Below are 20,105 nucleotides of genomic sequence, written 5' to 3' on the forward strand. Positions count from 1 at the left end.
GGAGATTTTATGAATACGTTACCTGAGCCTTTAAATCCCAAGAAAGATCTGGGGAGATTTTCAGCAAGCTGCTTCACTTATTCTATCGTGATGCTAGTGGTTGTAATACTTTATACTGTCTTTTCCTATTTCTTTATTCTTTTTCAGCAGGGCTTTGATATAGGTAAGACTGAGGAATTTGTGAAAAGTTTTATGGATAAGGATGGCGGTTCCTACATTATCGCATCTTGTTTAGGTGTGCTTGTTTTCACGATTTTTAGGGGCAAGCAGCTCTTCGCTCAAGATTTGCGCAAGAAAAATAAAAAAATGACTGCCAAAGCCTTCTTCTTCATGATTTGCTTCTTGTTTTTCTCTCAGCTGTTTAGCACTGTGACAAGTCAAATCATGAATGCTATTTTGTCTCTCTTTGGTTTGGATCTTTCTGAGATTTTATCACAGGATTTTAGCTCTCATTCAATCACCATGTTTATCTATACCACCATCATGGCACCGATTACGGAGGAGATTATTTTTCGCGGAGCAGGCTTGCGGGCTTTGGAAAAACACGGAAAAGTCTTTGCCATTGTCATGACGGCTCTCCTTTTTGGACTATTTCATGAAAATCTCTATCAGCTGTATTTTGCTGCTATGATTGGTTTGGGATTTGGTTACATCGCTTTTGAATATTCTATTTTCTGGGTGATCTTCTTCCATATTTTCAATAATTTGGTCATCGCAGAGGGGCTTGATTTCCTGACCAACTATATCCCAGAAAGTATCGTGAATCTCATAAATTATGGATTGATGACTGCAGGAACAACGGTAGTATTGATTGTACTCATCTTAAATAGGTCGAAAATTAAAGCTTATATTGCTGAAAATAGATCTCAGCCGGGAACATATAAGCAAGCTCTTAAATCAGTCTGGTTCTGGGGATTTTCAATTTTATGTGTGCTTGCTGCCTTTTTACCGATTCTTCTTGTCTATATCACTACAAGATAATAAAGGAATTAAAAGAAGTCTAATAGGCTTCTTTTTTCTATATTCAAACAAATGATTTATTTTGACAGAAAATGATAGAAAATGCTTGACTTTGGATTTTATTCTTGTATAATAGAAGTGTAATCGATTGCAGAGGAGGTATTCTATGCTGAAGTCGAAAAGAAAGCAGCTGATTCTCGAAAAAGTTACCAAAGATAAATTTGTATCTTTAGAGTATCTAGTAAAAGCTTTGGACACTTCAGAATCAACTGTTAGAAGAGATTTAGATGAGCTTGAAAGCGAGCGGAAGTTGAGGCGTGTGCATGGTGGTGCAGAGAGTCTTCATTTCTTGCAGGAGGAAGAAAGCAATCAAGAAAAATCTATCAAAAACATTCAAGAAAAAACTAGGATTGCTCAAAAAGCAGCCAGCTTGATACAAGAATACGATGTCATTTTTATTGATGCAGGGACGACCAATGAACTCTTAGTCAATGAATTGCATGATCCAAGCGTGACAGTGGTGACCAATTCTATCCATCATGCGACTAAGTTGGTGGAGCGCAACATTCCCACTGTGATTATTGGTGGTGTTGTGAAACGTTCGACAGATGCCAGTATCGGTGGTGTCGCTCTAAATCAAATCGGACAACTAAATTTTGACAAGGCTTTTATCGGAATGAATGGAATTGACGATGGATTTTTCACAACTCCGGACATGGAAGAAGGAGCAGTGAAACGCGCTATTCTGGAAAATACCAAGAGAACCTATGTTTTGGCCGATGCCTCAAAGTTAGGTCAGACATCTTTTGCAAAAGTGGCCCCGATATCGCGCGCAAGGCTCATTACAAACCAGACAGAATCTGAAGTGATTCAAAAGATTAAAGAAAAAACGGAGGTAATAGAGGTATGATTTATACAGTCACACTCAATCCATCTATTGACTATATTGTTCGCTTGGACCAAGTTCAAGTTGGTAGTGTCAATCGTATGGACAGTGATGATAAGTTTGCTGGTGGGAAAGGAATTAATGTCAGTCGTGTCTTGAAACGCTTGGATATTCCAAATACAGCTACTGGATTTATCGGTGGCTTTACTGGTAAATTTATCACAGATACTTTGGCAGAGGAAGAAATCGAAACACGTTTTGTCCAAGTGGCAGAAGATACGCGTATCAATGTTAAAATCAAAGCAGACCAAGAAACAGAAATTAACGGAACAGGTCCAAATGTTGAACCAGCTCAGTTAGAAGAATTGAAATCTATTTTATCTAGTTTGACAGCAGAAGATACGGTTGTATTTGCGGGTTCAAGTGCTAAGAACTTGGGAAATGTCATCTACAAGGAGCTGATTGCCTTGATGCGCCAGACTGGTGCGCAAGTGGTTTGTGACTTTGAAGGACAGACCTTGATTGATAGTTTGGACTACCAGCCACTTTTGGTCAAACCAAATAATCACGAACTTGGAGCTATCTTTGGAGTGAAACTGGAAAGCTTAGACGAAATCGAGAAATATGCTCAAGAATTGCTGACTAAAGGTGCTCAAAACGTCATTATCTCCATGGCTGGTGACGGTGCCCTTCTTGTCACATCTGAGGGAGCATACTTCGCTAAACCCATCAAGGGAACAGTGAAAAATTCAGTCGGAGCTGGCGACTCTATGGTTGCCGGATTTACAGGTGAATTTGTCAAATCCAAAGACGCAGTAGAAGCCTTCAAATGGGGAGTAGCTTGTGGAACAGCAACTACCTTCTCGGATGACTTGGCAACTGCGGAATTTATTAAAGAAACATATGAAAAAGTTGAGGTAGAAAAACGATGAAAATTCAAGACCTATTGAGAAAAGATGTCATGTTGCTAGATTTGCAGGCAACTGAAAAAACAGCTGTCATCGAAGAGATGATTAAAAGCTTGGTCGATCACGGTTATGTGACAGATTTTGAAACATTTAAAGAAGGGATCTTGGCTCGTGAAGCCTTGACTTCAACTGGTTTGGGTGAGGGAATTGCTATGCCGCACAGCAAGAACTCTGCTGTCAAAGAAGCAACGGTTCTCTTTGCTAAGTCAAACAAGGGTGTTGACTATGAAAGTTTGGATGGTCAACCAACAGACCTCTTCTTTATGATTGCTGCTCCAGAAGGTGCCAATGATACTCACTTGGCTGCCTTGGCAGAATTGTCTCAATATTTGATGAAAGATGGCTTTGCTGACAAATTGCGCAAAGTATCTTCACCAGACGAAGTTATAGCTCTTTTTGACCAAGCGTCTGAAAAGGCAGCTGAACCAGCAACTGTTGCTCCTGCCAACGAATCTGGTGACTTCCTCGTAGCCGTTACAGCTTGTACAACAGGGATCGCCCACACTTACATGGCTCAAGAAGCCCTTCAAAAAGTAGCTGCTGAAATGGGTGTTGGCATCAAGGTTGAAACCAATGGTGCCAGCGGTGTTGGCAACAAATTGACAGCAGAAGACATTAAAAAAGCTAAAGCAGTTATCATCGCAGCAGACAAGGCTGTTGAAATGGATCGTTTTGACGGCAAACCTTTAATCAGTCGCCCGGTTGCAGACGGTATTCGCAAGACAGAAGAACTCATCAATTTGGCTCTTTCTGGCAATGCTGAAGTTTACAAGGCTGCTAATGGTGGCGCTGCAGTAGCTAGCAGCAATGAAAAACTTAGCTTGGGCGGAGCTTTTTACAAGCACTTGATGAGCGGTGTTTCTCAAATGTTGCCATTCGTTATTGGTGGCGGGATTATGATTGCCATTGCCTTCTTGCTGGATCAGATTTTAGGCGTGCCAAAGGATCAGCTTTCTAATCTGGGAAGCTATCATGAAATTGCGGCTCAATTTAAAGCAATTGGTGGTGCAGCCTTTGGCTTCATGTTGCCAGTATTGGCTGGTTATATCGCTTACTCAATCGCTGAAAAGCCAGGTTTGGTTTCTGGTTTCGTAGCTGGTGCAATTGCTAGCAGCGGTGCATCATTTGGTGGTGTTGCCTATGCTGCAGGTGGTGAGAAGACACTCTCTCTAGCGGGTGTATCATCTGGTTTCCTTGGAGCTCTGGTCGGTGGATTCTTAGCTGGTGGCGTGATTTTAGTCCTTCGCAAATTACTTGCAGGTCTGCCTCGCTCACTTGAAGGTATTCGCTCCATCTTGCTCTTGCCACTTCTTGGTGTTCTTGTGACTGGATTCCTTATGCTGGCAGTCAATATCCCTATGTCAGCAATCAATACAGCCCTCAACGATTTCCTTGCTAGTTTGAGCGGAAGCTCTGCAGTTCTTCTCGGTCTCTTAGTCGGTGGTATGATGGCGGTCGATATGGGTGGACCAGTGAACAAAGCAGCTTATGTATTTGGTACAAGTACGCTGGCAAGTACTGTTTCAACTGGTGGTTCTCCAGTCATGGCAGCAGTTATGGCAGCCGGTATGGTTCCACCGCTTGCAGTATTTGTTGCAACTCTACTTTTCAAAGATAAATTTACTACTGAAGAACGTGATTCTGGCTTGACAAATATCGTCATGGGGCTTTCTTTCATCACAGAAGGTGCGATTCCTTTTGGAGCTGCTGACCCAGCCCGTGCAATTCCAAGTTTTATCGTCGGTTCAGCTCTTACAGGTGCACTTGTCGGTCTGTCTGGCATCAAACTTATGGCTCCTCACGGAGGAATCTTCGTTATCGGTTTGACTAACAACCCAATCCTTTACCTTGTGTATGTCTTGGTTGGTGCAGTTGTCAGCGGTATTCTTTTTGGATATTTGCGTAAACCACTTGAAAAATAAAACATATGCGAAAGAATCTTGATGGTTTGTCAAGGTTCTTTTTGCCATAATTTGAATAGATGGGATAAGATCATGAAAACATATACAGATAAGTTAGTTGTGAATATGAATGCAGAAGTTGCTTGGGAAGCATTGAAAATGATGGATAAATGGCTTCCTAATTTATCAACAAATCAAGCCATTTACTTTGAAGGCGGAGAAGCCTTTTTCTACGAAGGGAGAAAGTACGATATTGTGACAAAAGAAGGAATAAAAATGTCTTGCGAAATAAGCGAGGTCAATGAGGATACCTTTTGGATTGAGATACATGCTAGACACTCTCTTCTGCATTCGATTTTAAATTGTCAAGTGATTCCTTTGACTTCTTCGAGCTGCCAATTGGTAAGAACACAATCTTATCCAGGCTTTGTTGGATTTTTATTTAATCTATTCTTTAAGCGTAGAGAAGCAGGCGAGACGAGCGAGTATTTAGAAGTATGGAAAAATTACGTGCAAAATCAGCTTCAGACTTTGTCAGAATCCGTTACCATTTCCTATATGGATTGAGTCCTGAAAACAATTATCGCTAGAAAGATACATCAAATTATGTTATAATGGACTATCGTATATTTTTAGGAGAATAGTAATGGAATTACAACGTGAACAAGAATTTGTCAGCCAATATCATTTTGATGCACGCAATTTTGAATGGGAAAAAGAAAATGGAACACCTGAAACAAAAGTTGACGTAAATTTTCAGCTGATTGAAAGAAATGAAGAAAAGAATTCAACATCCATGATTGTGATTTTGACTTTCATGATTGTGTTTGATCGTTTTGTAATTAGTGGAACGATCACGCAGACAAATCATATTCAAGGACGTTTGGTGCAGGAACCTAGTGAGTTTGAGCATGAAGAAGTGGAAGAATTGGCGCGTCCTTGCTTGACCATGCTCAATCGCTTGACGTATGAAGTGACGGAGATTGCGCTAGATTTGCCAGGTATTAATTTGGAGTTCTAATGATGAAATTAGCGGTTATAACGGATTCGTCCGCTTTTTTACCGAATAGCTTTCGTGGAAATGACCATCTTTTTGTGCTTGATATTCCAGTAGTGATTGCTGGAGAGACTTATGTGGAAGGAAAAAATCTGACAGCCAGTGACTTTTATGAAAAAATGGCTGCTGCAGATGATTTGCCAAAGACAAGTCAGCCTAGTGTGGCAGAATTGGAGGAGACGTTGACGCGTCTTGCTAGCGAGGATTACACGCATGTGCTGGGGCTCTTTTTATCCAGTGGGATTTCAGGATTTTATCAAAATATCCAGTATCTCAAGGACGAGTTTCCTGACTTGAAAATCGCTTTTCCTGATTCAAAAATCACCAGTGCTCCGCTGGGTCTCATGGTTAAAAATGCTTTGACTTGGGCTGCGGAAAGACAGGATTTTGAAGAGATTTTGCTCAAGATTCAGAGACAAATCGATGGAACCAGTGCCTTTATCATGGTTGACGATCTCAATCATCTGGTTAAGGGCGGTCGTTTGTCCAATGGTGCAGCTATTTTGGGAAATCTCCTAAGTATCAAGCCGATTCTGTATTTTAATGATGCAGGTATCATTGAAGTCTTTGAAAAGATTCGGACAGAAAAGAAAGCGATTAAGAGATTGATTGAAGTAGTAGAGGAAAAAACTGCCTCTGCTTCTTATCAGGTCGTGGTAATTCACGGGAATGCTGAAGAGAAGGCGGAAAGCTTACGCCAGCAGCTGATGGAGGCTGGCATAGCGGACGATATTCCTCTTGCTACCTTTGGTAGTGTGATTGGAACTCACTTGGGAGAGGGTAGTGTCGCTTTGGCCTACATTCCGCTGGTCTAGAGTTTTGCAGAGCAGTTAATCAAGAATAGAGAGAGGTTCTAGATGAGTATAAAAGTCATTATTGCTGGTTTCAAGGGAAAGATGGGACAAGCAGCCTATAAGATGGTAACAGAAGATCCTGAGTTGGCATTGGCCGGTCTGCTAGATCCTTTCACAGAGGAAAAGGAAGTAGCGGGAGTTCCAGTTTTCAATACCAAAGAAGAACTTGCTGGTCTTCAGGCAGATGTCTGGATTGACTTTACGACTCCCAAAGTGGCTTATGGAAATACTCGCTTTGCTCTTGAGAATGGCTTTGCTCCTGTGGTCGGAACGACTGGTTTCACGTCTGAGCAGATTGAAGACTTGACCCAACTATCGCGTCAAAAGAGTCTGGGTGGATTGATTGCCCCGAATTTTGCTCTGGGAGCCGTTTTGCTTATGCAATTTGCAGCCCAAGCAGCCAAGTATTTCCCAGACGTGGAGATTATCGAACTGCATCATGACAACAAAAAAGATGCACCGAGCGGTACGGCTGTCAAAACAGCTGAATTAATCAGCAAAGTCCGGACGAGTAAGCAGCAGGGAGCGGCCGACGAAGAAGAATCGTTAGCTGGCGCCCGTGGAGCTACCTTTGACGGCATGCGGATTCACTCAGTGCGTTTGCCGGGCTTAGTGGCCCATCAGGAAGTTATCTTTGGTAGTCAAGGAGAGGGGCTGACTTTGCGGCATGACTCCTATGACCGGGTTTCCTTTATGACTGGGGTAAATCTGAGTATCAAAGAGGTAGTGAAGCGCTCTGAATTGGTCTATGGATTGGAACATTTACTATGAGATTAGAGAAGATGCCTTCTGAGTTTCAGGAGGCTTTGCCAGTATTAGAGAAGATTAAAGAGGCTGGTTTTGAGGCTTATTTTGTCGGCGGTTCTGTACGAGACGCTCTGTTGAATCGGCCGATTCACGATGTGGATATTGCCAGCTCGGCCTATCCCGAGGAAATCAAGACCATCTTTTCTCGGACTGTCGATGTTGGGATTGAGCATGGAACGGTTCTGGTCTTGGAAGGCCAGGGGGAATACGAGATAACGACCTTTCGGACCGAGGATGTCTATGTGGACTACCGCAGGCCTAGTCAGGTCTCTTTTGTGCGCTCTTTGGAAGAAGATCTGAAGCGCAGGGACCTTACAATCAATGCCCTTGCTTTAAACCAAGAGGGCGAGATTGTGGACCTCTTTAACGGTTTGGCAGATATGAAAAATCGCACTCTGCGGGCAGTTGGAGTGGCTTCAGAGCGTTTCAATGAAGATGCTCTCCGCATCATGCGGGGCTTTCGTTTTCAGGCTGGTTTAGACTTTGATTTGGAAGACTTGACCTTTCAGGCTATGGCAGATTGCGCGCCGCTTCTAGAGAAAATATCGGTAGAACGGATTTTTATCGAGTTTGACAAACTCCTGATGGCACCTTTCTGGCGGAAAGGCTTGGAGAGTCTGATTAAAGCTGCTGCCTACGACTTTCTTCCTGATATGAAACATTCAGCAGAAGCTTTGCAGGAATTATTAGACGGTTTAGCAGAAGATTTTCAATTTGCTAGTTCTGAGCAGGCTTGGGCTGCGCTTTTGCTGGCTTTGAAGGTAAAAGATGTTCGCAAGTTTTTGAAGCATTGGAAAACGTCCAATGAATTTCAAAAGCGAGTAAATCAGCTAGTGGCTGTTTATGAGATTCGGCAGGAGCGGAGTCTTTCTAAGCGTGATTGCTATCAGTATGATTTGGATTTGATTCTGCAGGCAGAAAGTTTGAGACAGGCAGCAGGCTTGCCAGTTGAGTTTGAGGTTATTGAAGCGACACATGCTGCTCTGACCATTCATGACAAACATGAGATTGTAGTGACGGGCAGTCATTTGATTCGAGATTACGGCTTTAAACCCGGACCAGAATTGGGACAAATCCTGACTAAAATTGAATGGGCCATTGTCGACGGAGAATTGGCAAATAGCAAGGAAGAGATTATGAACTTTATTAAGGAGCAAGTTGGATGAGTGACTTTATCGTTGAAAAGCTGACCAAGTCTGTCGGGGATAAGACAGTCTTTCAAGAGATTTCTTTTATCATTCACGACTTGGATCGGATTGGACTGATTGGGGTCAATGGGACAGGAAAAACCACTCTTTTGGATGTCTTGTCTGGCAAATCAGGCTTTGATGGTGATGTATATCCCTTTTCAGCAAAATCTGACTATAAAATCTCCTATTTGACTCAGGAACCAGACTTCGATGAAGAGAAGACGGTCTTGGATACTGTTTTGTCCAGTGATTTGCGAGAAATGCAGCTCATTCGAGAATACGAACTACTCATGGCTGCTTATGATGAAGCTAAGCAAGCTCGTCTGGACAAGGTCATGGCAGAAATGGATTCGCTGCATGCTTGGGAGATTGAGAGTCAGGTAAAAACAGTCCTATCCAAGCTCGGTATCTCGGATTTGGCAGCAAAAATCAGCCAGCTTTCTGGTGGTCTACGCCGGCGAGTTCAGTTGGCGCAGGTTTTACTTTCCGAAGCAGACTTGTTGCTTCTGGATGAGCCGACCAACCATCTGGATATTGATACGATTGAATGGCTGACAAATTTCTTGAAAAATTCAAAGAAGACCGTCCTCTTTATTACTCACGACCGATATTTTTTGGATAATATTTCCACGCGGATTTTTGAATTGGACGGCGGGAGCTTGATTGAGTATCAGGGCAACTATCAGGATTATGTCCGACTCAAGGCTGAGCAGGATGAGCGCGATGCTGCCCTGCTACACAAGAAACAGCAGCTTTACAAGCAGGAGTTATCTTGGATGCGCCGTCAGCCTCAGGCGCGGGCGACCAAGCAGCAAGCACGTATCAATCGTTTCCATGACCTCAAAAGTGATTTGGCGGGTCAGACCAATCAGACAGACTTAGAGATGAACTTTGAAACCAGCCGTATTGGGAAGAAGGTTATCGAGTTTCAGGATGTGGATTTTGCATACGGAGACAAGCAGATTTTGTCGCATTTCAATCTCTTGCTGCAAAACAAAGATCGACTGGGCATTGTTGGAGATAATGGAGTGGGTAAGTCTACTCTGCTCAATCTAATTTCTGGTCAGTTGAAGCCTCAGTCTGGTCAGGTCATAATCGGCGAGACAGTCCGAGTAGCCTACTTTTCTCAACAGATTGAAGGGTTGGATGAGTCCAAGCGGGTCATCAATTACTTGCAGGAAGTCGCAGAAGAAGTTAAGAGTGGTAGCGGGACGACATCCATTGCTGAGCTCTTGGAGCAGTTTCTCTTTCCTCGCTCAAGCCACGGCACTTTGATTGAGAAATTGTCTGGCGGAGAAAAGAAGCGGCTTTACCTGCTCAAGCTTTTACTAGAAAAGCCCAATGTCCTGCTTCTGGACGAGCCGACCAATGATTTGGATATTGCAACCTTGACAGTTCTAGAAAATTTCCTGCAGGGCTTTGCAGGACCGGTAATTACAGTTAGCCACGATCGGTATTTCCTCGATAAGGTAGCCAGCAAGATTTTAGCTTTTGAAGATGGACAGGTCAGAGAGTTCTTTGGCAACTACACGGACTATCTGGATGAGAAGGCTTTTAGACAATCCAGCGCAGCTATTTCCCAAAAGAAAGAAAAGGAAAAGCTCGTCAAGGCGCGGGAGCAGAAGAAGCGGATGAGCTACTTTGAAAAGCAAGAGTGGGAGACCATCGAGGCGGATATCGAGGAGCTGGAGGCACGTATCGCTGCCATTGAGATAGAAATGGAGCAGAACGGTTCGGACTTTACCAAGCTATCGAAACTTCAGAAGGAGCTGGATGACAAGAATGAGCAGCTTCTTGAAAAGTATGAGCGCTATGAGTATCTGAGTGAGTTGGAGTAGAATAGTACGTAGTACATTTGTTATGGATACAGGTTTATGAGGGAGAATGATGGAAATACAGATTTATAGCCAGCCTAGTCAGGAAATCAAGGATCAGCTTTTTGAGCTGGTTCAAAGCTGTCATGTTACAGATGGGACCTATCGTCTTCCGTATCTGGATAACGCCTATAATTTTGATGTTGATATGCCAGCATTTTTTCTGGCAAATTTAGATCATCAAACGGTCGGTTTTTTATCGGTTTATGCGGATGAGCCGAGTAAAGCGGAGGTATCTGTCTATGTCTTGCCCGACTATCGCAGACAGGGCATAGCGAGCGCTCTTTTGCAGGAATTTTTCAAAATTGCAGAGAAATACGATTTATCCCAAATCGAATACATCAGTGAAGTCAAGTTTTTAGCAGAGCATCCGACCTTTGCTGAGAAGTTTGATTATGATTTGAAAGAAACGGAAATCTGGCTAGAGCAGGCAGCGGGGACTTTCCCTGAAGAAAAAAAAGAAGGCGTGGAAGTTTTACTGGGTAGAAAGGACATGGTTGCGGAGATTGCAGCGTTTCAGTCGCAGATTTTTGAAATGCCGATGGATACTGCGCTTCACTATGCCAGTCAAGCGCTGGAGAGCCCAGATAGCCTGCTTTATGTCCTGAAAAAAGACGGTCAGATTGTGGCGTCTTGCTCAGTGGATACAACTTTTGATAGCAATTATCTGTTTGCCCTAGCTGTGGATCAGGCCTTTCAGGGACAGGGACTGGGGAGTCACCTAGTCAGTTCTATCCTGAATGACCTTTCTGGCCGAAATGGACAAGTCTGTCAAATCGTAGTAGAAGCTCAAAATACAGGTGCCTTAAGGCTGTATGAAAGATTAGGCTTTAAACGAAAATCGGAAGCAGTTTATTTAAAGAAAAAATAAGAGAATTATCCTTTGGAGAAAAGTGCTTTTAAGGTTAGGAGATCTGTTGATGATAAAGAGAAAAGAGCCATTCTTAGTACAGGCTGGTTTGGTGCTAGGCTTACTAGCCTTGGGAAATTTAGTCGGTGATGTTAGTCAGTTCTTGCGTTATCTTTTAGCAAGTCTGGCACTCTTGTTTTTCCTTCATCTAGTGATGGGAATGCTGATGCATACCAAGCAAGTCAAAGAGCAACTAGGTCAAGCGCTAGTGGCCTCGGTCTTCCCGACCTTTTTCATGCAGGGAATGGTAGCTTCGACTTATCTAGCGAGCTGGACTTTTTTGGGAAATTTGATCCGAATTAGTGCGCAAGTGCTGTGGTGGTTGAGCTTTAGCGGGCTGGTTTTCTTGATGGTCTACTATATTTTAGCTTTTGTATTTCCTTTCAAGTGGGAGAATGTCTTTCCCGCTTGGACGGTCTTATTTGTCGGGATTGGTGTCGCTCCTCTGACCATTTCAGTTCCCCAGCAGTTAGCTTTGGGCCAGCTAGTCTTTTGGTACGGGCTTTTAGCGACTATTTTAGTCTTGCCAATCGTTCTTTATAAGACCTATAAAATTGGCTTAGCAGAGAATGTTCGCCCGAATACAACAACGATTTGTGCGCCTATTTCCTTGATGACAGCAGCTTATGTGGCTACTTTTCCCCAACCCAATCTGGTCTTGTTGAGCTTGCTCTTGATTTCAGGTCAATGCTTTTATGCCTTTATTTTGTGGCAACTGCCTCGTTTGATCAATCGTCCTTTTTCAGCAGGATTTTCGGCCTTTACCTTCCCCTTGGTTATTTCGGCTGTGGCCTTGAAGCAGTCTTTGAACGTGTTGAATCTTGGTCTAGCTGGGCAAATTCTGCTTGCTTTTGAGGTCTTAATAGCTTTGTTTGTCGTTCTTTATGTCACCTTCTTATATACAAAGGACATTTTAGGCAAATGAGGAAGATTTCAGAGATGTATTTCCAAGAGGAAAGTTGCTGCCTGCCTTTGAGGAAGGCTGAGTTTATGATATAATTAGGAGTATTTGTAAAAGGAAAAAGATATGAATATTCAACAATTGCGTTATGTAGTGGCTATTGCCAACAGCGGAACTTTCCGCGAAGCAGCAGAAAAGATGTATGTCAGCCAGCCCAGTCTATCTATCGCGGTGCGAGATTTGGAAAAGGAGCTGGGATTTAAGATTTTCCGCCGGACCAGTAGCGGAACCTTTTTGACCAGACGGGGGATGGAATTTTACGAGAGAGCTCAAGAATTGGTCAAAGGATTTGATGTCTTTCAAAATCAGTATGCCAATCCTGAAGAGGAAAAGGATGAATTTTCCATTGCCAGCCAGCACTATGACTTTTTGCCGCCGTTGATTACGGAGTTTTCCCAAAAGTATCCAGAATATAAGAATTTCCGGATTTTTGAATCAACAACTGTGCAGATTTTGGACGAAGTGGCCCAAGGCCACAGCGAGATTGGGATCATTTACCTCAATAATCAGAATAGCAAGGGCATTATGCAGCGGGTGGAGAAGCTCGGCTTGGAGGTCATTGAGCTAATTCCTTTCCAGACCCACATTTATTTGCGGGAAGATCATCCTCTGACTCAAAAGGAGGAGCTGGTTATGGAAGATTTGGCCACTTTGCCAACCGTTCGTTTCACACAGGAAAAGGATGAGTACCTCTATTATTCTGAGAATTTTATCGATACCAGCGCTAGCTCCCAGATGTTTAATGTGACGGATCGAGCTACGCTGAATGGGATTTTGGAGCGGACGGACGCTTATGCGACTGGATCTGGCTTTTTGGATAGCAACAGTGTAAATGGAATCACTGTCATCAAACTCCGAGACAATTTAGACAATCACATGGTTTATGTCAAGAGAGAAGATGTAGAGTTGAGTCAGGTCGGCGAAGCTTTTGTAGCTGTTATGAAAGAATATTTTGCACAGAAAAGAGAAGTATGAAACGTAAAATTGCGATTCCTTTTTTAGTTTTTCTTTTGATTGCTCTTGATCAGGCAGTCAAGTATTATATTGTTTCCAATTTTTCTTTGGGGCAGGTCAGGAAGTTTATTCCTAAGATTGTCAGTTTGACCTACCTGCGAAATACTGGTGCCGCCTTTTCTATCTTGGAAAATCAGCAGTGGTTTTTCGCTCTGATAACTTGTATCGTGATTGGAGTTGCCGTTTGGTATTTGATTAAAAATATCCAAGCTTCTAAGTGGATGCTAACGGGACTCATTCTAATTATTGCTGGTGGATTCGGCAATTTCATTGATCGCATTCAGCAAGGATTTGTAGTGGATATGTTCCAGCTGGATTTTGTCAATTTTGCTATTTTTAACGTAGCGGATATGTACTTGACTGTTGGAGTAGCGATTTTATTACTGGTGATGTTGAAGGAAGAAACGAATGGAATTGAAAATTGATGCAGTAGCCGCAGGCCTCCGTTTGGACAAGGCAGTGGCGGACCTAACAGAGTTATCCCGTGGTTTAGCCAATGAACAGATAAAAAATGGCCAGATTTTGGTCAATGGAGAGGCAAAAAAAGCCAAGTATGCCGTCAAAGAAGGTGATGTCATTTCCTATGAAGTACCTGATCCAGAGGTAGTTGAGTATGTGGCAGAGGATCTTCCGCTAGAAATCGTTTATCAGGATGAGGATGTTGCCGTCGTCAACAAGCCACAAGGCATGGTGGTTCACCCTTCCGCTGGGCACACTAGCGGTACTCTGGTCAATGCCCTCATGTACCACATCAAAGACCTCTCTGGCATCAATGGTGTGCTACGCCCAGGGATTGTCCATCGGATTGATAAGGATACTTCTGGTCTTTTGATGATTGCCAAGAATGACCAAGCCCATCTGGCACTTGCAGATGAGCTTAAGGACAAGAAATCCCTGCGTAAATACTGGGCGATTGTCCATGGAAATCTGCCTAACGACCGCGGAGTGATTGAGGCGCCGATTGGTCGTAGTGAAAAAGACCGTAAGAAACAGGCGGTTACAGCCAAGGGGAAACCCGCTCTGACACGTTTCCAAGTTTTGGAACGTTTTGGGGACTATACCTTGGTGGAGCTGCAGCTGGAGACGGGGCGGACGCATCAAATCCGTGTCCACATGGCTTATATCGGCCATCCAGTAGCTGGCGATGAGGTCTATGGACCTCGTAAGACTCTGAAGGGTCATGGTCAATTTCTGCACGCGCGAACACTTGGCTTCACCCATCCTCGGACTGGCGAAGTGCTGGAATTTACGGCTGAAGCGCCATCTATTTTCCTAGAAACTCTTGAAAAACTCAGAAAAGTCCATGACTAATCGTCTCTGTATTTATGAGACTCTAGATAATATGAGACTCTAGATAAATGGAAAATTAAGTCGACTGTCTTGGTTACAGTCGTTTTTATTTTCGACAAATCATGATATAATAAATAGAATACCCTAAAAGGAAGAGAAAAATGAATTTAGAAGATTTGAAAAAACGTCAGGAGAAAATCCGCAATTTCTCCATCATTGCCCACATTGACCATGGGAAATCAACCTTGGCCGACCGGATTTTGGAGGCGACGGAGACGGTTTCCAGCCGGGAAATGCAGGCCCAACTTTTGGACAGCATGGACTTGGAGCGGGAGCGTGGCATCACCATTAAGCTTAATGCCATCGAGCTCAATTATACCGCCAAGGACGGCGAAACCTATATCTTCCACTTGATTGACACGCCAGGACACGTGGACTTTACCTATGAGGTATCGCGGTCTCTTGCGGCCTGTGAAGGGGCTATTTTGGTCGTGGATGCGGCTCAGGGGATTGAAGCTCAGACCTTGGCAAATGTCTATCTAGCGCTGGATAATGACTTGGAAATCCTGCCAGTTATCAACAAGATTGACTTGCCAGCTGCGGATCCAGAGCGGGTGCGGTCAGAAATTGAAGACGTGATTGGGTTGGATGCTAGTGAAGCCGTGTTGGCTTCTGCCAAGGCTGGCATCGGAATTGAAGATATCCTCGAACAAATAGTGGAGAAAGTTCCAGCACCGACTGGAAATGTTGAAGCACCTCTTAAAGCCTTGATTTTTGACTCAGTCTATGATGCCTATCGTGGGGTAATCCTGCAAGTGCGGGTGATGGACGGTGTGGTCAAGCCGGGAGATACCATTCAGCTTATGAGCAATGGCAAGACCTTTGACGTAACTGAGGTTGGCATCTTTACGCCTAAGGCTATTGGCCGCGATTTCCTAGCGACAGGGGATGTTGGCTATATCGCAGCCTCTATCAAGACGGTACAGGATACTCGGGTCGGAGATACAGTTACCTTGGCGGACAATCCAGCATCTGAGCCACTAGACGGTTACAAGCAGATGAATCCGATGGTTTTCGCTGGTCTCTATCCGATTGAGTCAAATAAATACAATGACCTACGCGAAGCCCTCGAAAAGCTCCAGCTAAACGATGCCAGTCTGCAATTTGAACCAGAAACGTCGCAAGCACTAGGATTTGGTTTCCGTTGTGGCTTCTTGGGCTTGCTACACATGGACGTTATTCAGGAACGTTTGGAGCGTGAGTTTAATATTGATTTGATCATGACGGCTCCGTCCGTTATCTATAAGGTTAATCTGACAGATGGTGAAGCTATTGATGTCTCTAATCCGAGCGAGTTTCCGGACCCGACCAAGATTGATTCCATTGAAGAGCCTTATGTCAAGGCGCAGATTATGGTGCCACAGGAATTTGTCGGAGCAGTGATGGAGTTGGCTCAGCGCAAGCGCGGTGACTTTGTGACCATGGACTATATTGATGATAATCGTGTCAATGTCATCTATCAAATCCCGCTCGCTGAAATTGTCTTTGACTTCTTTGACAAGCTCAAGTCCTCTACTCGTGGCTATGCTAGCTTTGACTACGAAATTTCTGAGTATCGCTCGTCCAAGCTGGTGAAGATGGATATTCTCCTCAATGGGGACAAGGTTGATGCTCTTAGCTTTATCGTTCACAAGGAATTCGCCTATGAGCGTGGTAAGCTGATTGTAGACAAGCTCAAGAAAATCATTCCTCGTCAGCAGTTTGAGGTACCTATTCAGGCAGCTATTGGTCATAAGATCGTGGCTCGTACTGATATCAAGGCCCTTCGTAAAAACGTACTTGCCAAGTGTTATGGTGGTGACGTTTCTCGGAAGCGCAAACTTCTAGAAAAACAAAAAGCCGGTAAAAAACGGATGAAAGCTATCGGATCTGTCGAAGTCCCACAAGAGGCCTTCCTCAGCGTCTTGAGTATGGATGAGGAATAAAGTTGACATTAATCGCCTGAGCTCAGCATTACAAAGCGAAGGAAAAAATCGATCTGTTCCTAAAAATAAGATAGGGAAGCAATCTTTAGTAGTTCGATTCTATCTATAATGTTTGGATAGTATGGAAATATAGATAGCTAAGGCTCATGTAGTCTAAAAAGGAGATTTGTTATGGCAAAAAAGTATTTTCTTAGTTTCTTGACAGTTTTGGTTGGTCTGTCTCTGGCTTCTTGTGGTCTTATTAAAAATTATGGTAATCGGAAATCGTCTACTTCTAGTAGTACAACTAGTCAAGTTTCTCAAAAAGATAGCAGCAAGTCTGATAAAGCTAGTGACAAAGATGTTTCTACTACAACCGAGACCAAGCGCATTGGTTCGGCTGATTACGGCTATATCGATATTCCAAGTAATTGGATCAAGTTCACCGACTTAGATGGTGGCGACAGCGTTCAGTTTACGGATGGCTCTGCTTATAATATCGTTACCATGAATGGCTATACTAGAGAAAAAGCTCATGTCCAAGATGGGGAAACTTTCAATGCTGAGTTAATTGCCCAGCGACTAGCCTATAGTTGGAATGATAATAAAGATGTAGAAAAAATGTGGGGAGCAAAATCCACTGTTTCTGGCAATGAAGCTTTCCAACTGAATGTAATTATGAAATCAGGGCAGTTAGTGGTTTCTTGGGTTTTCCAAAAAGACGACAAAGTGTATTTGATCTCTTTTGAAGGCGACCGAAAAACTCTGGCTTCTGTCATCTCATACATAGAAGAAACATGGAGCCTTGATGAAAAAGGCCCAACTAACAATATTTAAAACAAAGAAAATGAGGTCTACCTGAAAGTAGGTCTCATTTTTTTGAGATTTATGATATAATGCTAACGAAAATCAACTGATTAGAAAGTAGTTTATGACTCAAGAAATCGACCTTGAAAAGTACCACCAACTAGCCCTGCAAAAGCAGAAAGAGCATCGAAAATTTTTAGCCAGTCTCAAGAAAAAGCCACCAAAAAATTTAGATAAGATTGCCCAGCAAATTCATGATGAGGTCTTTGAGGAGATTGACTGTACAGCCTGTGCCAATTGCTGCAAGACACTTGGACCAGACTTTAAGGAAGCCGATATCGTCCGTATTGCCAAGTATTTCAAGATGAAGCTGCCGGCTTTTGAAGAGGAATTTCTGCAGGTGGACGAAGACGGTGACAAGGTCTTCAAGGCTATGCCTTGTCCTTTTTTAGGTAGAGATAATCTCTGCTCGATCTATGATGTCCGTCCCAAGGCTTGCCGCGAGTTCCCTCATACAGACCGCAAGAAGATTCATCAGATTAATCATCTGACAATCAAAAATACCCTGACCTGCCCAGCGGCTTATCTCTTTGTGGAGAAGTTGCGGGATAGGTTGTAAAATCCCCTATAAATCTTGTACAAAAAGTCTAGGGCGGAAGTATCTTATATCTGTTAGACTATAGTCAAGAGGTGAAAAAGAATATGATGCATCAATTCAATCGAACCATGGAATATCTGGAAAGTAAGTTGGACGCAGAAGTGGATTTGCAGCAATTCCAGCAGCTATCGGGCTATTCTTATGCTCTCTTTAGCAGGCTCTTTTCCATCCTAGCAGATACGACTTTAGCAGAATATTTGCGCAATCGCAGGCTGTCAGAAGCTGTGACGGACTTGCGGGAAAGCTCTGAGAAAGTTATTGATATAGCACTGAAATACGGCTATGAGTCTGCGGATGCCTTTAGCGCAGCCTTCAAGAAATTCCATGGTGCAACCCCCTCAGAAGTTCGAAATGGAAAACCTTATCGGGTCTTTCCTAGACTTCAATTATCCTTAAAGATTACAGGAGGAAAGAATATGGATATCAAGATTCAAAAGAAATCTGCTTTTACTGTAGCAGGCGTCCTATTGGAAGCTATCGACAATAGCCAGTGCCCATCTGCTTGGGAGCAGCTCTATGCAAATCACAGCTTTGAAAGCTTAGAAAGTATGGGCAGTGGCCAATCCTTTGGCCTCTGCTCTGATGTCAAAGAGGGTGAAATCATTAACTACATGGCGGCTTATGATGTGACGGATATAGCGAAAGCAGAAGCCCTAGGCCTTTCTATCAAGGAAATCCCAGCAGCTGAATATGCCATCGTACCAGTCAAGGGGGCTATACCTGCCAGCATCCACCATGCTTGGAAATATGTATTGGAAGTCTTTTTCCCAGAAACTGGCTATCGCCATTCAGGAGCACCAGATTTTGAAGTCTACACCGAGGGTGATATGTCCTCCCCAGACTATCAAATGGAACTCTGGATACCAGTGGTGAAATAAAATAGTGATTGCAAGTCATTTTTTAGACGTTGATTACAGAGGAGGATGAGGCTATGCAGATGTATTTTGGGGACGTTTCTCTTTGTTATACATATTCACTTGCGATGGTGTTGCATTCGTATGGTTATGATGTTCGCCCTGAGTTTTTGGAAGCCATTATGGTGTTGGGAAATGGCGCTAGTATTGTAAAGGAAGATGAAAAACACCCTTTAGTCTTTTTTGATAATGGGATGCCAGATAGTTCTATCAGCCATTCTTTAGATATTCTAGGTTTTACATATGATGAATACTATATAAAGGATTCAAATGCGGTGAATCTTCTCTCTATCAGAGAGGTCTTAAGTAAGTTCTTGCTCAGTGGGCCAGTTGTTCTTGGCCCTTTGGACATGGGTTATCTCACTTATAATCCCAATCATATCCATTTGTATGGGGTGGACCATTTTGTTTCAGTTTATGATTTAGATGATGCGTTTATCTATTTCCATGATCCAGCGGGCTTTGCTTGTATGAAAATGAGTTTCTCAGAATTTTCGAAAGCCTGGGAAGCTAAAAATATCGACTATAAAAGAGGTTCTTTCTCCATGTGGGGAAACTTCAAAAAAATCAAATCTCCAACTTCCAAAGAGATTTATCAGAAAACATCTATGTTGATGAAGCAACAATATGAAGACGGCGAGGAGAATGTGATAGCAAGATATGCTAAGTCGGTAGCGGACAATGGCTTGAATGAAGAACAAAAGCATCTTCATCAATACTTTAGCTTCAAATTAGCTTCTATCAGAAATCTATACATGAGCAACTTCTTAAAAGAATACGATTCTGTCAGATCAGAAATAAAAGAAAATTTAGCAAGATTGTTCGGCCAAGCTCATCTATTTTGTATCAAGCAAGATTATCAAAAACTGTCAGAAGTCTTGTATGATATTGAAGCGCTAGATAATAAGTTTAGAGATTTGTGTATTCACTATAAAGAAGAGTAGAAGAAGTGAGAAAAACGAAGATGCTGTTTGATAATGTAGCAGGATCGAAAGAAGGGGCACTTGACTATCAAAAAGATCTCTGGATACCAGTGGTTAAATAGATTAGAAACCAGCCGTTCATTTTCGATCGGCTGGTTTTTGTGGCT

The 20,105-nt window shown here is 43.0% G+C and carries 20 protein-coding genes; all 20 read left to right on the forward strand.

Annotated elements, in window-relative coordinates; genetic code table 11:
• Positions 1-9: 9 nt before the first annotated feature.
• The 20 genes from HMPREF9960_RS09710 to HMPREF9960_RS09805 all read left to right on the forward strand — a co-directional run bounded on the left by HMPREF9960_RS09710 (position 10) and on the right by HMPREF9960_RS09805 (position 19,959).
• A complete protein-coding gene (locus HMPREF9960_RS09710; protein ID WP_005590477.1) occupies positions 10-981 on the forward strand; it encodes a CPBP family intramembrane glutamic endopeptidase in 972 nt (323 codons plus the stop codon).
• Between the two features lie 145 nt (positions 982-1,126).
• The gene (locus tag HMPREF9960_RS09715) at positions 1,127-1,870 is read left to right on the forward strand and encodes a DeoR/GlpR family DNA-binding transcription regulator (RefSeq protein WP_005590476.1); all 744 of its coding nucleotides are present in this window, start codon (positions 1,127-1,129) and stop codon (positions 1,868-1,870) included.
• Positions 1,867-2,778: a 1-phosphofructokinase gene (gene pfkB, locus HMPREF9960_RS09720; protein WP_005590475.1), complete on the forward strand. Its 912-nt coding sequence runs from the start codon at positions 1,867-1,869 to the stop codon at positions 2,776-2,778. Before HMPREF9960_RS09715 ends, pfkB begins: the two co-directional genes overlap by 4 nt.
• Positions 2,775-4,736, forward strand: a complete 1,962-nt coding sequence (locus HMPREF9960_RS09725; RefSeq protein WP_005590474.1) for a PTS fructose transporter subunit IIABC — start codon at positions 2,775-2,777, stop codon at positions 4,734-4,736. Before pfkB ends, HMPREF9960_RS09725 begins: the two co-directional genes overlap by 4 nt.
• Positions 4,737-4,808: 72 nt before the next feature.
• Entirely contained in the window at positions 4,809-5,282 is a 474-nt protein-coding gene (locus HMPREF9960_RS09730) for a hypothetical protein (RefSeq protein ID WP_005592477.1), read from the forward strand.
• A 79-nt stretch (positions 5,283-5,361) separates the two neighbouring features.
• Positions 5,362-5,736 (forward strand): DUF1149 family protein, encoded by a 375-nt coding sequence (locus tag HMPREF9960_RS09735; protein ID WP_005590470.1) that lies wholly within the window; start codon positions 5,362-5,364, stop codon positions 5,734-5,736.
• Between the two features lie 2 nt (positions 5,737-5,738).
• Positions 5,739-6,587, forward strand: coding sequence for a DegV family protein (locus HMPREF9960_RS09740; protein ID WP_037586419.1), 849 nt, complete (start codon positions 5,739-5,741; stop codon positions 6,585-6,587).
• A 42-nt stretch (positions 6,588-6,629) separates the two neighbouring features.
• Positions 6,630-7,397 (forward strand): 4-hydroxy-tetrahydrodipicolinate reductase, encoded by a 768-nt coding sequence (dapB, locus tag HMPREF9960_RS09745; protein ID WP_005590468.1) that lies wholly within the window; start codon positions 6,630-6,632, stop codon positions 7,395-7,397.
• A complete protein-coding gene (locus HMPREF9960_RS09750; RefSeq protein WP_005590467.1) occupies positions 7,394-8,599 on the forward strand; it encodes a CCA tRNA nucleotidyltransferase in 1,206 nt (401 codons plus the stop codon). Before dapB ends, HMPREF9960_RS09750 begins: the two co-directional genes overlap by 4 nt.
• Entirely contained in the window at positions 8,596-10,461 is a 1,866-nt protein-coding gene (locus HMPREF9960_RS09755; protein ID WP_005590466.1) for an ABC-F family ATP-binding cassette domain-containing protein, read from the forward strand. The genes HMPREF9960_RS09750 and HMPREF9960_RS09755 overlap by 4 nt, the downstream gene beginning before the upstream one ends.
• A gap of 49 nt (positions 10,462-10,510) precedes the next feature.
• A complete protein-coding gene (locus HMPREF9960_RS09760) occupies positions 10,511-11,368 on the forward strand; it encodes a GNAT family N-acetyltransferase (RefSeq protein WP_005592487.1) in 858 nt (285 codons plus the stop codon).
• Between the two features lie 49 nt (positions 11,369-11,417).
• Positions 11,418-12,332 (forward strand): TDT family transporter, encoded by a 915-nt coding sequence (locus tag HMPREF9960_RS09765; RefSeq protein ID WP_005590464.1) that lies wholly within the window; start codon positions 11,418-11,420, stop codon positions 12,330-12,332.
• Positions 12,333-12,434: 102 nt separating this feature from the next.
• A complete protein-coding gene (locus HMPREF9960_RS09770) occupies positions 12,435-13,343 on the forward strand; it encodes a LysR family transcriptional regulator (RefSeq protein ID WP_005590463.1) in 909 nt (302 codons plus the stop codon).
• On the forward strand, positions 13,340-13,807 hold the full coding sequence (lspA, locus tag HMPREF9960_RS09775; protein WP_005590461.1) for a signal peptidase II: 468 nt from the start codon (positions 13,340-13,342) through the stop codon (positions 13,805-13,807). Before HMPREF9960_RS09770 ends, lspA begins: the two co-directional genes overlap by 4 nt.
• Complete coding sequence (locus HMPREF9960_RS09780; protein WP_005590459.1) at positions 13,791-14,693, forward strand: RluA family pseudouridine synthase; 903 nt, start codon at positions 13,791-13,793, stop codon at positions 14,691-14,693. The genes lspA and HMPREF9960_RS09780 overlap by 17 nt, the downstream gene beginning before the upstream one ends.
• Positions 14,694-14,833: 140 nt before the next feature.
• The gene (gene lepA / locus HMPREF9960_RS09785; RefSeq protein WP_005590457.1) at positions 14,834-16,657 is read left to right on the forward strand and encodes a translation elongation factor 4; all 1,824 of its coding nucleotides are present in this window, start codon (positions 14,834-14,836) and stop codon (positions 16,655-16,657) included.
• A 171-nt stretch (positions 16,658-16,828) separates the two neighbouring features.
• Entirely contained in the window at positions 16,829-17,473 is a 645-nt protein-coding gene (locus HMPREF9960_RS09790; RefSeq protein WP_005590456.1) for a hypothetical protein, read from the forward strand.
• Between the two features lie 94 nt (positions 17,474-17,567).
• Positions 17,568-18,062, forward strand: coding sequence for a YkgJ family cysteine cluster protein (locus HMPREF9960_RS09795; protein WP_005590454.1), 495 nt, complete (start codon positions 17,568-17,570; stop codon positions 18,060-18,062).
• A gap of 83 nt (positions 18,063-18,145) precedes the next feature.
• Entirely contained in the window at positions 18,146-18,979 is an 834-nt protein-coding gene (locus tag HMPREF9960_RS09800) for an AraC family transcriptional regulator (protein WP_005590452.1), read from the forward strand.
• 53 nt (positions 18,980-19,032) lie between these two features.
• A complete protein-coding gene (locus HMPREF9960_RS09805; RefSeq protein WP_005592501.1) occupies positions 19,033-19,959 on the forward strand; it encodes a YobF C-terminal domain-containing protein in 927 nt (308 codons plus the stop codon).
• Positions 19,960-20,105: the final 146 nt, after the last annotated feature.

It is taken from the genome of Streptococcus cristatus ATCC 51100, from assembly GCF_000222765.1.
Taxonomy (GTDB): domain Bacteria; phylum Bacillota; class Bacilli; order Lactobacillales; family Streptococcaceae; genus Streptococcus; species Streptococcus cristatus.